The organism is Rhodococcus sp. SG20037 (genome assembly GCF_031763325.1).
In the GTDB taxonomy this organism is placed as follows: Bacteria; Actinomycetota; Actinomycetes; order Mycobacteriales; family Mycobacteriaceae; genus Rhodococcus_F; species Rhodococcus_F qingshengii.
The window spans coordinates 2,806,560-2,821,205 of sequence record NZ_CP134497.1; the positions used below are offsets into that span (position 1 = coordinate 2,806,560).

Below are 14,646 nucleotides of genomic sequence, written 5' to 3' on the forward strand. Positions count from 1 at the left end.
GAGCGGATGGCAGGAGTCGAACCTGCGTGGACGGTTTTGCAGACCGCTGCCTTGCCGCTCGGCCACACCCGCATTGATCCAATTATGTTCGTAGTGAACAACAGTCGCCACCATTGTGATCAGGGTGAGTTGATCGCCGTGTGACGGATCGCAGGGAGTGCGGGGGAAGTGCCGGGTCAGGCGCGGGAGAACACCGCGACCAGGAATTCGGAATCCTCCTTGAACGGGCGAAGATCCCACGTGGAGAGCAGCAGATCAGCCTCGAGGCCACTCGCGGTCGCGTCGGCGAGAAACTCGGGGAACTCGTAGCCACGGCCGGCACCGAAGCCGATGACCACTCGGCCGCTCGGAGCGAGATGACGAGCAAATCCTGAAAATACTGCTTGCCTGGTGGACGGAGCGAGAAACGCCACCACGTTGCCTGCCGACACGATGACGTCGAAATCTGCCTCGACACCGCGGGCCGGCAGATCGAGTTCGGCGAGATCGCCGACAAGCCACGTCGGTCCGGGGTGGTCTTCTTCTGCGGCAGCGATGAGAACCGGGTCGACATCGACTCCGACAACCACATGCCCGACGTCGTGCAGATAACCGCCGAGTCGGCCGGGCCCGCACCCTGCATCGAGAACCCGGCCACCGCGTCCGAGCATCGCGTCGATCAAACGTGCTTCCCCGACAATGTCCTTGCCGTCCGCTCTCATGGAACGGAAACGCTCGACATATCGTGTGGAATGCGTCGAGTCGGCTGCAGTGATCTCTTCCCACTGGCTGGGGATGCGCTCGTTCGGGGCGTGTGCAGTCATCTTTCGAGGGTACCGACAGCTCACCGGGTGCCGACGACCGTCCCGTCTGCGGCATATCCGACGAGGGTTGGACGAGGGGACGTGAGCGACAGGGGAATCCATCCGTAGAAGCGGTCTTCGGCAAGAATTGTCGGATAGATATGGCCGTCTGCGGTGTGAAGTTCGGCTCGGACAGCACCTCCCGCCCCTGCGTCGTAGGTCGCCTCGTGCGGACCGGCCTCGTACCCGGCGCCGCCCCCGAATGAATCCGCGCCGTACAAGTCAATTGATCTGCAGCCGTGTCCGAGGCCGATGAATTTCGACGGACCAACCTTGTCGATGTCGGCTGACGCCTCGAAAACCGGGGCGACGCACCTCCAGCCATTGGCGCCGTGGGCGACAAAGACGCTGAACAAGGTTCCGTCAGGTCCGGGAATGGACCCGACCCGCTCGGCGGTGGACGGATCTATTCCGCCGTTGGTTCCCGGCATCGTCTGCCAACCCGAGTACATGTCGGTGAACGCTTTCGGCATCATCCCCGTGGCAGCGGCGCAGCCCACCACCACTGCTGCGCAGATCGCCGCGACGAGAACGATGGCACCGACGCGACGGCGTGGAGCCTTGGTTGCCCCAATGTTGTTTTCGGTAGCCATGATTCGGGTGCGTACGGCATCTTGGACGTTCTCGGGCCAGAGTTCGGCGGAAACCGTATCGCTCGGCCGCAGCTTCTCGAGCGTGGTCAGCAGATCTTTGGTCATGGGGTACTCCCGTGTTCGGCGGCAGCGCAAGGTCGGGCGGTGTTCATCGGGATTACGGTGACGGATTCTGAAGGCAACCCGGCGCGCAATCGACGCCGAGCGCGAAAGAGACGAACATGCATGGCCGGAACCGAACACCCAGCGACCCGCGCGGCTTCGGTGGCGGTCAACCCGTCCCAGGCAGTCAGGAGCAGGGCTTCACGTTCGGTGACGGTGAGTGTTGCCAGTGCTTCGAGCAGTTCCGTGCGTTCGGTGACAGTGACGTCGGCGCCCGGCGTCGATGCCGCAATCTGCTCGATGCGTCCCATCTTCTCGGTGAGCGCGTCAAGGCGCCGAACGCTGCGACGGTTATTGTTCACGGTGTTTCGAGCCACCACCAACAGCCATGGCAGTGCCGGCTCGGGCACTTCGTCCAAGCGTCGCCAGGCAACGAGGAACGTCTCGGAGACAACCTCCTGCGCGCTGTGATGATCAACGTGGCGACAGGTATACGCGAACACCCGACCGGCGTAGGCGTCCCACAGGGCGGTGAACCGGTCTTCGCCGCTCGGCGGCGGTTGTTCCTCGGATTTCGGGGTCATATGAAGAGATGTCCGGCTGGTTGCTGATCCTTACAGCCGCTGAGCTAATGGACGGTTTGGCGTCTTACTCCGGCCGAGAACTCCCACTGTCAGAAGCAACAGAGCGAGGATGTACAGCGTCATGATCCAGATGCCCGCAGCGGCGGGCTGCCACTTGTTCGCCTGGCCGAGCAGGATGAGGGCGTCAGAGGTGAGGAACAGCGCGCCGCCGATACCGGTGATCGAGTTGTACGTCAGTGCGGTTGATGCGGTTCCCACCAGGATTGCGGCGTACACGGGGACGGCAATTCGAAGTTCAGGTTCGAGACCGGTCCAGGTGTACGACACTAGAGCGATCCCAGCGACGGTGTAAGCGCACAGAAACCATGGCCGCCTTCGTATCTCCCGAAGCGCGCCGTGTGAGAGAAAGAATCGGATGAAGCAGAGGTGACCGATCGCGAAGGCTGCCATCCCGATGACAAACGTGGAGTCCCAGATCAGGAACAAATCTCCGAAAGCACAGGCAATCAGCGCAGCAGCAACAATTCGAGGTCCGCGTCGGGCGACAACCCAGGCAGCCAGAATCGGCGCGAGCATGACCTTGGTGATCCCGTCCCAGGGCGCAGCATCAGCGGCATTGAGGATCAGATGGACAATCGCTACCGCTGAAAACCCGACAAACCATGGCGACCGGATGGTGCTCGGCAGTCCGGCGTCGCAATCAGATTCACGCATCGGCTCAGTGTAGGAAGTCCGCTGCACGCTCGGCGAGGTCGAGCGCCGGCTGGGGGAGTATGCCGAGGATGAGCGTGACACCGGCGCCGAGGCCGATCACACTGCTGGTCAGTGCACTCGGTACCACGACGGTCGGAGCGTCTGCGGCCGATTCGGTGAAGAACATCAACACGATCACTCGCACGTAGAAGTACGCGGCGATCGCGCTGCACAGGACACCGACGATCACGAGAGGTGCGGCCCCGCCCTCGGCTGCCGCGCTGAACACCGCGAACTTTCCGATGAACCCACTGGTCAACGGGATCCCGGCGAAAGCCAACAGGAACAGTGCAAACACAACTCCGACCAGCGGTGAGCGCCGGCCCAATCCGGCCCAGCGCGAGAGCGTCGCGACCTCACCGTCTGCGTCCCGAACCAGACTCACGACGGCGAACGCGCCCACGGTGCTGAATCCGTAGGCCAGAAGGTAGAACATCGCCGAGGCCAGGCCGGCATCCGAATCCGCAACCACAGCGGTCAGAATGAATCCGGTGTGCGCGATGGCCGAATACGCGAGCATCCGCTTCATATCGGTTTGCGTCACAGCGACGATCGATCCGACAACCATCGTGAGAATCGCGACCGCCCACATCAGTGGACGCCAGTTCACGTACTCGTTCGGCAGAGCCACATAGAAGACACGAAGGATGGCACCGAATGCGGCGATCTTGGTCGCAGTAGCCATGAAACTGGTGATCGGCGTCGGCGCCCCTTGATAGACGTCGGGAATCCACGAATGGAACGGCACGGCACCGACTTTGAACAGTAATCCCACGGCCACGAGTGCTGTCCCGAGCCACAGGAAGGCGTCGGTACCCGACCCGCTGCGTGCTGCGTCGGCGATACCGGAGAGCGTGACCGTCCCGGCATAGCCGTACAGCAACGCGATTCCGAAAACGAAGAACGCCGACGAAAATGCCCCGAGCAGAAAGTACTTGAGCGCAGCTTCCTGGGAGAGCATGCGACGTCGGCGTGCCAGACCACACAGGAGATACAGAGGTAGTGAGAACACCTCGAGCGCAACGAACATCGTCAGCAGATCGTTGGACGCGGGAAAAAGGAGCATGCCGCCGACAGCGAAGAGGGTGAGCGGAAAGACCTCGGTCTGGGCGATACCGACCTTGACCGCTTCTTGTTCCGCAACACTTCCGGGGACGCTCGACGCTTGAGGGGTGAAACCGCCGAGCGCGTCGTGTTGCGCGATCACCTCGGCGGTGTTGCCCGAGCCTCGCTCGGCGATCAGCAGTACTGCGGGGATCGACACGAGAAGGATCGTGGCCTGTAGGAAAAGGGTCGGACCGTCGACCGCTACAGAACCCATCATCGCCGTCGACCGCGTGCCGGCGAGTAGAAGCACTGCCACGAACGCGGCCGCCAAACCTGCGACACCGAGGACGAGTTGCACGGGGTATCGAATGCGCCGGGGTGCAAACGCCTCGATGAGTACGCCCACAACCGCAACACCGAACACGATCAACATTGGCGAGAGCAAGCTGTATTCGACACTGGGTGACGCCGTGCCGGCTGAGCCGAGGATGGTCACGTCGTTGAAGGAACTCATTTGTGGGCACCTCCTTCGTGGTCGGCGACGAGCGGGGTCGGAGCCTCGTCGACGACCGTATGGCTCACTGCAGGAGTGATGACGTCCAAGGCAGGCTTGGGGTAGATGCCGAGAAGCAACAGGAGTGCGATCAGAGGGGCGACCACCACAAGTTCGCGTCGAGCGAGGTCGCGGATCGTTCCCTGCCCTTCCTTCACAGGTCCGCCCATCATGCGCTGGTAGAGCCAGAGTATGTAGATCGCGGACAGGACAAGCGCGGCAGTCGCCGCGATAGCGGCCACGTGGTATCGCGAATACGTCCCGATCAGCACCAGGAACTCACTGACGAACGGCGCGAGACCCGGCAGCGACAGCGTTGCCAACCCCGCAACGAGGAATGTGCCGGCAAGTACGGGTGCAACTTTCTGGACGCCGCCGTACGCCGCGATCGATCGAGTACCTCGCTGCGAGACGAGGAATCCCGCAATCAAGAACAGAGCCGCAGTGGAGACTCCGTGATTGACCATGTACAGCGCGGAACCCGCCTGGCTCTGGCTGGTCATCGCGAAGATTCCGAGAATGATGAAGCCGAAGTGCGAAATCGACGTGTAGGCGATCAGTCTCATGACGTCTGTTTGCGCGATCGCCAGTGTTGCGCCGTAGACGATCCCGATAACGGCGAGCGTGATGATCCACGGTGCAAAGGTCGACGACGACTCCGGGAACAGTTGCAGGCAGTAGCGAATCATCGCGAACGTGCCCACCTTGTCCACGACCGCCATCATCAACACTGCTGTCGACGGAGTCGATTCCACCGCGGAGTCCGGCAACCAACTGTGCAGCGGCCAGAGCGGTGCTTTCACCGCGAACGCGAACATGAATCCGAGGAACAAGGCGTTGAGCACCCCGGGTCCCACACCGAGTTCACCGCTGTTTGCCGCTGAGGCGATCGCCCGGAAGTCGAAAGTGCCGCTGGCGAAGGGACTCTCGTCGCGCGTGGTGACCACATACAGGCCGATGACCGCAACGAGCATGACCAGGCCGCCGAGGAGATTGTAGAGCAGAAACTTCACGGCTGCGCGAGATCTGCCCACTCCGCCGAACCCGCCGATGAGGAAATACATCGGTATCAGCATGGCCTCGAAGAAAATGTAGAACAAGAGAATGTCCAAGGCGCTGAACGAAATCATCACCATGGACTCGACAACAAGGATCAGCGCGAAATAGGTGTGCGGCATTCTCTTGGGTGATGCCGGGTCTGCCGGGACGTCATTCCAGCCCGCGATCAGGAGTAACGGCACCAGCACGGCGGTGAGAAGAACCAGAACGAGTGCGATCCCGTCGAGTCCGAGTGTGTAGCTGGTACCGAAAGCCGGTATCCAGCTGTGGCTTTCGACAAATTGAAATTGTTCGCCGCCGCGGTCGAACGCAACTCCGAGAACGGCGGCGACCACCAGGACTGCCACGGACACAGCCAATGCGAGAGACTTCGCAAATTGGTACGACCGTGCCGGCAGAGCGAGGACTACACCCGCTCCGATGAGCGGAAGCAACCAGAGCACCGTCAGCGCAGGGAAGCCGGTATTGGTCACAGAGTCGCTCACCGCCGCTTCGATCACCACAGTGTCACCGCCATCATTGTCGCGACCACGAGTGTTGCTCCGACAAACATCACCAGCGCGTACGAGCGAACAAACCCGGTCTGTAGCTTCCGCGTGAGCGCGGACAGCCCGGTGACGACCACCGCAAAGCTGCCCACGACGCCGCCTATTCCCTTGGTGTCGAACACTTCCAACGACTTGGTGAGTTGTTGTCCAGGCTTCATGAACACCGTCTCGTTGAAGGCGTCACCGTACAGATCGCGGCGAGCCGCACCGGTCAACGGTGAAACCGGAGTCGGTGCCACAAGTGGAATCTCCCGGGTGGCGTACTCGCGATACGCAATCGCGACGCCGGCGGCAACTGCGAGCAGCGCCAGCGCGGTGATCGACCATGCGGGTATCGGCGGTTCGACGTGATGTGAGCCGACAACCGGTTCGAGCCAGTTCTGCAAGCTGGACCCGATGGTCAGGAGCATCCCGGCGCCGACGGACCCCACCGCCAGGATGATCATCGGAGACGTCATCACTGCCGGAGATTCGTGAGGTTTCTGGTTCTCCCAGCGGGCCTTCCCGAAGAAGGTCATCAGCATCACGCGGCTCATGTAGAAGGCAGTGAGGGCCGCACCCAACAGGGTGACGATGCCCAGCACAACACCCTTGACGCCACCCTCGCCGATCGCAACCTCGATGATCTTGTCCTTGGAGAAGAACCCGGCAAACGGCGGAACACCGATGATGGCAAGGTATCCGAGCCCGAACGTGACAAAAGTCAGTGGCATGAACGCTCGAAGTCCGCCGTAGCGCCGCATGTCGGTTTCGTCGTTCATCGCGTGCATCACCGAACCCGCGCCGAGGAACAGGCCCGCCTTGAAGAATCCGTGGGTGATCAGATGAAGGATTGCGAAGGCGTATCCAGCTGGTCCGAGGCCCGCCGCCAGGACCATGTATCCGATCTGACTCATGGTCGACGCGGCGAGCGCTTTCTTGATGTCGTCCTTCGCGCAGCCGATGATCGCACCGAACAGCAGCGTCACGGCACCGACGATGACAACCACGAGTTGAGCGTCGGGTGCGAGATCGAAGATCGGATTGGCGCGCACGATCAGATAGACGCCGGCCGTGACCATCGTGGCCGCGTGAATCAGAGCCGAGACGGGGGTGGGGCCCTCCATCGCGTCGCCGAGCCACGACTGCAGTGGCACCTGCGCGGACTTCGCGCATGCAGCGAGGAGGAGCATCAGGCCGATCGCCGTCAGGACACCTTCGCTTGCACCAGACGCGTCGGCGAAGACGCTGCTGAACGAGAGCGAGCCGAACGTGCTGAACATCAACATCATCGCGATCATCAATCCGATGTCGCCCACCCGATTGACGACAAAAGCCTTCTTGGCAGCGGTCGCCGCCGACGGCTTGTGCTGCCAGAAACCGATCAGCAGGTACGACGCCAAACCGACGCCTTCCCAGCCGACGTAGAGCCCGAGGAAGTTGTCGGCGAGCACGAGGAGCAGCATCGCAGCGAGGAAGAGATTGAGGTAGGCGAAGAACTTACGACGCTCGGGGTCGTGCGCCATGTAGCCGACCGAGTAGATGTGGATCAGCGAACCTACACCGGTGATGAGCAGGACGAAACACATCGACAGTTGATCAAGCTGCAGTCCGAACTCGACCTGAAGACTGTCGACCGGGACCCAACTGAACAGGTGCTCGGTGACGGTGCGGTCGGCGGTGTCGCGGCCGAGCATGGCGATGAAAAACACCACTGCGACGACAAACGACGCGAGTGCCATGACGCAGGCGAACAGGTGGCCCCACGCGTTCGTGCGACGACCCGCCAGCAACAGGACAGCGGCGCCGCACAGGGGCAGGGCGGGGAGCAACCAGATGGCGGACGTGATTCCTCCTGACATGTCAGTACTTCAGCAGGTCTGCGTCGTCGACGGATACAGAACGCCGAGATCGGAAGATGATCATGATGATTGCCAAGCCGACGACTACTTCGGCCGCAGCTACCACCATCGTGAAGAAGGCGAAGATCTGGCCGTCCAGATTGCCGTGCATGCGCGCGAAGGTCACGAATGCCAGGTTCGCGGCGTTGAGCATCAATTCGATACACATGAACACCACGATGGCGTTGCGTCGCAGGAGGACTCCCGCAGCCCCGATGGTGAACAACAGGACCGACAGATACAGGTAATTCTCGGGATTCATCGCGCAGACTCCTCACCGGTACTCGGATCCGGGGAACGCGGAGTGAGTGCGCTGCTGACGGAGAGCGTCGAGAACGTTCCGTCGGGCAACAGTGCCGGCATGTCCACTGCGTTGTGACGTGCGTACACGCCGGGACTGGGGAGGGGAGTGGCCGAGCCCTTGTCGGGATTACTCTCATCGCTGCCCAGGTACGCGAATCGTTGCTGCGAGAGTTCGCGTTGGCTGAGTGTGGCTCCGATCTTCTCCCGATGCGCGAGCATCATTGCGCCAAGTGTCGCCGTGATCAGCAGTGCGCCGGTCAGTTCGAAGGCCCAGACGTAGCGGATGAAGATGAGATCGGCGAGAGCGTCGATGTTGCCCTGGTCGAGTCCGGTGAATCCGGTGAAGCCCGAGATCGACGCATTTCCGAGTCCGCCGATGAGGAGCAGTCCGAATCCGACACCGATCACGATCGCGCTGACGCGTTGTCCCCGTAGCGTTTCGACCAAGGAGTCCGAAGAATCCACGCCGACCAGCATCAGGACGAACAGGAACAACATCATCACTGCGCCGGTATAGACGACGACCTGGACGACACCCAGGAACAGTGCGCCCTGCACGATGTAGAAGACGGCCAGGATGATCATCGTCATTGCAAGGAAGAGCGCAGAGTAGACGGCCTTGGGGGCGGCGACCACGCCCAAAGCGCTGATCACCGCAAGGGTTCCGAGGATCCAGAACTGCACCGCCTCGCCGGTGGAGGTCGATGTCATCGTTCCCTCCGCCAGGATCGTGGTCGTGACCGACGCGATCATTTCTCGGTCTCCGGGTTCGGCTCTTGCTCGGGTGCTGGCTGTTCGGGAGCTGCTGTGATGTCGCCGCGGTAGTAGTCGTCCTGAGTTGTGCCGGGACGCAGCGCGTGTGGTGGCGCTGCCATGTCGGGTTTCAGGGGCGCAAGAAGGCGGTCCTTCTCGTAGATCAATCCGGCTCGGTTGTCGTCGGTCATCTCGTACTCGTTGGTCATGGTGAGAGCCCGAGTGGGGCAAGCCTCGACGCAGAGGCCACAGCCGATGCACCGCAGGTAGTTGATCTGATACACCCGCCCGTAACGCTCGCCGGGGGAGAACCGTTCTTCTTCGGTGTTGTCAGCACCCTCGACATAGATCGCGTCGGCGGGGCAGGCCCAGGCACACAGTTCGCAACCGATGCACTTCTCGAGTCCGTCCGCATACCGGTTGAGTTGATGGCGACCGTGGTATCCGGGCGCGGTGGGGCGCTTCTCCTCCGGATAGAACTCGGTCTCGGGCTTCTTGAACATTGTCGAGAGCGTCACTCCGAAACCCGCGATAGGTCCGAGGAAATCAGGCATGGGAGTCCTCCGATGTGTCGGAAACATCTGTCCGCCGCGGCGGTGGCACCTTCTGACCCGGTAGTTTTCGGGTCGGCAGCGTTTGACCAGGTAGGGGTGGAACCGGGAAGCCGCCCGACATCGCATCGAAAGGCCGGGTCCCCGAATCGGGCACCAACGCGGCGGTTCGGCGTCGGCTGCGGTAAGTCCCGGCCAACACGATCAGGAGCGCAGCTCCGAGAACCAGTGCGACGCAAAGAAGTACGACCCAGGTGTTGTAACCCTCGTTGCGGAACGCACGAACGGTCGCGATCACCATCACCCACACCAAGGCAGCGGGGATGAGAATCTTCCATCCGAGATTCATGAACTGGTCGTAGCGCAATCGAGGAAGCGTGCTGCGCAACCAGATGAAGACGAAGAGGAAGCCCCACACCTTGGCGACAAACCACAGCACCGGCCACCAACCGGAATTGGCGCCGTCCCACAGGTTGAACGGGAACGGTGCGTGCCACCCGCCCAGGAACAGTGTCGTGGCCAGAGCGGACACCGTCACCATGTTCACGTACTCGGCCAGCATGAACATCGCGAACTTGAGTGAGGAGTACTCGGTGTGGAACCCACCCACCAGTTCACCCTCGGCCTCGGGAAGGTCGAAGGGAGCCCTGTTGGTTTCGCCGACCATGGCTGTCACGTAGATCAGGAAGGACGGCAGGAGGAGAAAGACGTACCAGGCACCTTGTTGGGCACTGACGATTCCGGACGTGGACATCGTTCCGGCGTAGAGGAAGACGGCGGCGAAGGACAGCCCCATTGCTACCTCGTAGGAGATGACCTGCGCGGTCGATCGAAGTGCGCCCAATAGTGGATACGTCGATCCGGACGACCAGCCGGCAAGCACGATCCCGTACACACCGATTGAAGTCACGGCGAGGATGTAGAGAACTCCGACCGGAAGATCGGTCAGTTGCAGGGGTGAAAGGGTTCCGAAGATCGACACCTGCGGACCGAACGGGATGACGGCAAAGGCCATGAACGCGGGCACGACTGCGATGACGGGCGCGAGGAGATAAATCGGTTTGTCGGCGCCGGTCGGTGTGATGCCCTCCTTGAGGGCGAGCTTGATTCCGTCAGCGAGACTCTGGAGCATTCCACGGGGGCCGACGCGGTTCGGTCCGACACGCATCTGCATGCGTGCCATGACCTTTCGTTCCGCGTAAATTGCCACCAGCGGTGTGAGTACGAGGAACACGAAAATGGCGAGAGCCTTGCCGATCACCAACCACCACGGGTCGTGCCCGAACGCCGACAGGTCGACCGGAGCTGACACGGTCCCGTACTCGTGGGTGGTCATTGCGCTCCCGCCTTCGCAATCTTCACCACGGAACCCGCGGTAACGCAGAGCGTTTCGTAGATCGTGCTACCCGGTGAATTGAGCGGGAGCCAGACTGTTCGAGGCGGGAGTTCGGTGATCTCCAACGGTAATGTGATGGAACCGGATTCAGTCGACACCGCAACGTGATCGCCGTTGTCGGCGCCGATCTCGGCAGCGGTCTCGGCAGACAAACGTACGAGTGGGAGCCGTGCCGTACCCGCCAGGTTGGGCTCGCCGTCTTGCAATCGGCCGTTGTCGAGCAGCATTCGCCAACTCGACAACACTGCCTCGCCCAGTGCCGGTGTGGGCATGGTGCCTGACGGGACCTGAGGCGAGGTGGGGCGCGATCCGGACCAATCGCCGAGGCGGTGTATCTCCGAGCGTGCGGAATCTGCGTCGGGTAGGCCCAGATCGATGCCCATCTCGGCTGCGATCGCGTGGAGAACGCGCTGATCCGGCATCACTCCTGTCGTTCTCAACGCAGTGTCGAACACGCGCTCGCGGCCTTCCCAATCGAGGAAGGTTCCGGGCTTCTCGGCGACCGGTGCCACCGGGAAGACGACGTCGGCGAGTTCGGTGACTCCGCTGTGACGGATCTCCAAACTCACCACGAAACCTGCTGCTTCGATCGCGGCCCTTGCCTTCGCCGGGTTCGGGAGATCACTCAATTCGACGCCGCCGACAAGAAGGGCAGCAGTCGTCTGCCCCGGATCCAGCAGACTCGCGGCGTCGCGCCCGTCGGATGCCGGGATGGAGGCCCCCCACACTGATTCCACCTCCCGACGTGCTGCCGGGTCCGCAACGGGGCGTCCGCCGGGAAGCAATCCCGGTAGTGCGCCGGCCTCGACGGCGCCGCGATCACCAGCGCGGCGTGGGACCCAAGCCAAACAAGCTCCTGTCACTTCGGCGAGACGTACCGCCGCGGCGAAGCCGCCCGCCACCTCACTGAGTCGTTCGCCCAACAGGATCACTGCACCGGGCTGCCGGAGGAGCTGGCCCTCCTCACTGCTGGGGTGAGACAACGAATCCATCAGAGCTGCTTCACTTCCGGGTACGGTCCGAAGCAAAGAGCCGCCCATCTTCTGCAGGCCGCGCGTAGCGAATGGCGCGCTGGAGAGCACCGTCGTCTTGCCGAAACGTGCGGCCTTGCGTAGCCGCAGGAAGATGATCGGTGACTCCTCCTCGGGCTCGAGAGCTACCAGCAATGCGGCCGGGGCCGACTCGAGGTCCTGGTACGTCACCGACTCTTCGAGTGTGCGGCCGGCGACGTGTGCTGAGAGGAAACCTGCCTCTTCGGCAGAATGAGCACGGATTCGGAAGTCGATGTTGTTGGTAGCGAGAGCAACTCGCGCGAACTTGCCGTAGGCGTAGGCGTCCTCCAAGGTAGAGCGTCCGCCGACGAGTACGCCTGCGTCACCGCGGGCCTGCGCGAAGGATCGCGCAACGAGGTCGAGTGCCATGGGCCACGACGCCGGAATCAATTCGCCGTCAGCGTTGCGGATCAGGGGAGTGGTGATCCGATCACCTTGGGTCGTGTACGTGAATGCGAAACGGCCCTTGTCGCAGTTCCATTCCTCGTTGACTTCGGGGTCGTCCCCGGCGAGACGGCGGAGAACCTTTCCGCGACGGTGGTCCGTGCGCTGAGCACATCCGTCGGCGCAGTGTTCACACACGCTGGGGCTGGACACCAGATCGAACGGTCGCGCCCGGAATCGGTATGCCGTACTGGTAAGCGCGCCGACCGGGCACACCTGGATGGTGTTGCCCGAGAAGTAGGACTCGAAGGGCTCGTTGGCGTAGATCCCGACCTGTTGAAGCGCGCCGCGCTCGAGGAGATCGATGAACGGGTCGCCGGCGATCTGGCCCGAAAACCGTGTGCATCTGGCGCAGAGGACGCAACGCTCGCGGTCGAGCAGGATTTCGGACGAGAGTGGGATGGGCTTGGGGTAGGTCCTTTTCTCCTCACCGAACCGGGATTCGGTGCGACCGGTCGACATCGCCTGGTTTTGAAGCGGACACTCGCCGCCCTTGTCGCACACGGGGCAGTCCAGAGGGTGGTTGATGAGCAGGAGTTCCATCACCCCGCGCTGCGCCTTCTCCGCCACCGGTGACGTGAGCTGTGTGGTGACGACCATTCCGTCCGCAACCGGTGTCGTGCAGGACGCCACCGGCTTGCGTTGACCTTCGACCTCCACGATGCACTGTCGGCACGCCCCGACCGGGTCCAGAAGAGGATGATCGCAGAACCGCGGAATCTGTGTGCCGATCATCTCTGCAGCGCGAATGATCAACGTGCCCTTGGGTACCTGGAGTTCCCGGCCGTCGATGGTGAGGGCGACTAGATCAGTGGGCGGTGCCGTGTCGGTCTTGGTGGCGTCGTTCTTGGTAGCGTCGGCTGCAGTCATGAGACGAACGCTCCTGTCGCGAGAACGGATCGGCGAGGATCGAACGGGCATCCGTTGCTGTCGAAATGCGCTACGTATTCCTCGCGGAAGTACTTCAGGGAGGACATGATCGGGCTGGTCGCTCCGTCGCCCAACGCGCAGAAGGATTTTCCGAGGATGGTGTCCGAGATGTCGAGAAGTTTGGTGAGATCAGCTTCAGTACCTGTTCCGCCTTCGAGCCGACGCAGGATCTGCACCAGCCAGTACGTGCCTTCGCGGCACGGCGTGCATTTACCGCAAGATTCGTGGGCATAGAACTCGGTCCACCGCAGCACCGCACGCACGATGCAGGTTGTGTCGTCGAATATCTGCAGTGCTTTGGTGCCGAGCATCGATCCCGCCGCGCCGACGCCCTCGTAGTCGAGTGGGACATCGAGATGTTCGTCGGTGAAGATCGGAGTCGAGGATCCGCCGGGAGTCCAGAACTTGAGGGTGTTCCCGGTGCGAACGCCGCCCGCGTAGTCGAGAAGTTCTCGCAACGTGATGCCGAGCGGCGCCTCGTACTGGCCGGGAGTGGTGACATGACCAGAGAGCGAGTACAACGTGAACCCCGGCGACTTCTCGCTTCCCATCGACCGGAACCACTCCGGGCCGCCCAGGACGATCGACGGCACACTCGCGATGGACTCGACGTTGTTGACGACGGTCGGGCAGGCGTAGAGGCCGGCGACGGCGGGGAATGGCGGCCGCAGTCGAGGCTGACCGCGTCGTCCCTCCAACGAATCGAGGAGGGCTGTCTCCTCACCACAGATGTACGCGCCTGCTCCGGCGTGCACGACGAGATCCAAGTCGAATCCCGAACCGAGGATGTTGCGGCCCAGGTATCCGGCCGCGTAGGCCTCGGCCACGGCGGTCTGCAGACGTCGCAGGACCGGGACCACCTCGCCCCGGACGTAGATGAACGCTTTGGCCGCTCGAATTGCATACGCCGCGATGATGACTCCCTCGACCAACGTGTGTGGGGTCGCCATCATCAACGGCATGTCCTTGCATGTGCCCGGTTCGGACTCATCGGCATTGACGACGAGATAGTGAGGCTTGCCGTCTCCTGGCTTGTCTTCGGTGCTCTGTGGGATGAAACTCCACTTGAGGCCCGTCGGGAAACCGGCGCCACCGCGCCCACGAAGGCCCGCGTCCTTGACCGTTTCGATCACGGCGTCGGGGGACATGGCTAGCGCTTTGCCTAGGGCTTGGTAGCCGTCGTGACGAAGGTAGCTGTCGAGAGTCCACGAGTTCGGTTGATCCCAGTAGCGACTCAGGACGGGGGCGAGTGTCAT

General features: G+C 62.3%; 13 protein-coding genes and 1 tRNA gene. All 14 read right to left on the minus strand.

Annotation, left to right across the window (positions count from 1 at the left end):
* Window position 1 precedes the first annotated feature (1 nt).
* Window positions 2-72, minus strand: a tRNA-Cys gene (locus RHP72_RS13005).
* A gap of 104 nt (window positions 73-176) precedes the next feature.
* The gene (locus RHP72_RS13010; protein ID WP_042922606.1) at window positions 177-803 is read right to left on the minus strand and encodes a trans-aconitate 2-methyltransferase; all 627 of its coding nucleotides are present in this window, start codon (window positions 801-803) and stop codon (window positions 177-179) included.
* Window positions 804-823: 20 nt separating this feature from the next.
* Complete coding sequence (locus RHP72_RS13015; protein WP_042922610.1) at window positions 824-1,540, minus strand: hypothetical protein; 717 nt, start codon at window positions 1,538-1,540, stop codon at window positions 824-826.
* A complete protein-coding gene (locus RHP72_RS13020) occupies window positions 1,537-2,121 on the minus strand; it encodes an RNA polymerase sigma factor (RefSeq protein ID WP_063316531.1) in 585 nt (194 codons plus the stop codon). The genes RHP72_RS13015 and RHP72_RS13020 overlap by 4 nt, the downstream gene beginning before the upstream one ends.
* A gap of 30 nt (window positions 2,122-2,151) precedes the next feature.
* On the minus strand, window positions 2,152-2,835 hold the full coding sequence (locus RHP72_RS13025; RefSeq protein WP_065455660.1) for a lysoplasmalogenase: 684 nt from the start codon (window positions 2,833-2,835) through the stop codon (window positions 2,152-2,154).
* 4 nt (window positions 2,836-2,839) lie between these two features.
* Entirely contained in the window at window positions 2,840-4,435 is a 1,596-nt protein-coding gene (gene nuoN, locus RHP72_RS13030; protein WP_063316530.1) for an NADH-quinone oxidoreductase subunit NuoN, read from the minus strand.
* Window positions 4,432-6,036 (minus strand): NADH-quinone oxidoreductase subunit M, encoded by a 1,605-nt coding sequence (locus tag RHP72_RS13035; protein ID WP_311094754.1) that lies wholly within the window; start codon window positions 6,034-6,036, stop codon window positions 4,432-4,434. The genes nuoN and RHP72_RS13035 overlap by 4 nt, the downstream gene beginning before the upstream one ends.
* Window positions 6,030-7,922: an NADH-quinone oxidoreductase subunit L gene (gene nuoL, locus RHP72_RS13040; protein WP_081557778.1), complete on the minus strand. Its 1,893-nt coding sequence runs from the start codon at window positions 7,920-7,922 to the stop codon at window positions 6,030-6,032. The genes RHP72_RS13035 and nuoL overlap by 7 nt, the downstream gene beginning before the upstream one ends.
* Window position 7,923: 1 nt before the next feature.
* A complete protein-coding gene (gene nuoK, locus RHP72_RS13045; RefSeq protein ID WP_003942238.1) occupies window positions 7,924-8,223 on the minus strand; it encodes an NADH-quinone oxidoreductase subunit NuoK in 300 nt (99 codons plus the stop codon).
* Entirely contained in the window at window positions 8,220-9,017 is a 798-nt protein-coding gene (locus RHP72_RS13050) for an NADH-quinone oxidoreductase subunit J (protein WP_030535566.1), read from the minus strand. Before RHP72_RS13050 ends, nuoK begins: the two co-directional genes overlap by 4 nt.
* Window positions 9,014-9,571: an NADH-quinone oxidoreductase subunit NuoI gene (gene nuoI / locus RHP72_RS13055; RefSeq protein ID WP_007735146.1), complete on the minus strand. Its 558-nt coding sequence runs from the start codon at window positions 9,569-9,571 to the stop codon at window positions 9,014-9,016. The genes RHP72_RS13050 and nuoI overlap by 4 nt, the downstream gene beginning before the upstream one ends.
* A complete protein-coding gene (gene nuoH, locus RHP72_RS13060) occupies window positions 9,564-10,904 on the minus strand; it encodes an NADH-quinone oxidoreductase subunit NuoH (protein WP_007735147.1) in 1,341 nt (446 codons plus the stop codon). Before nuoH ends, nuoI begins: the two co-directional genes overlap by 8 nt.
* Complete coding sequence (locus tag RHP72_RS13065) at window positions 10,901-13,330, minus strand: NADH-quinone oxidoreductase subunit G (protein ID WP_311094755.1); 2,430 nt, start codon at window positions 13,328-13,330, stop codon at window positions 10,901-10,903. Before RHP72_RS13065 ends, nuoH begins: the two co-directional genes overlap by 4 nt.
* Entirely contained in the window at window positions 13,327-14,646 is a 1,320-nt protein-coding gene (nuoF, locus tag RHP72_RS13070) for an NADH-quinone oxidoreductase subunit NuoF (protein WP_311094756.1), read from the minus strand. The genes RHP72_RS13065 and nuoF overlap by 4 nt, the downstream gene beginning before the upstream one ends.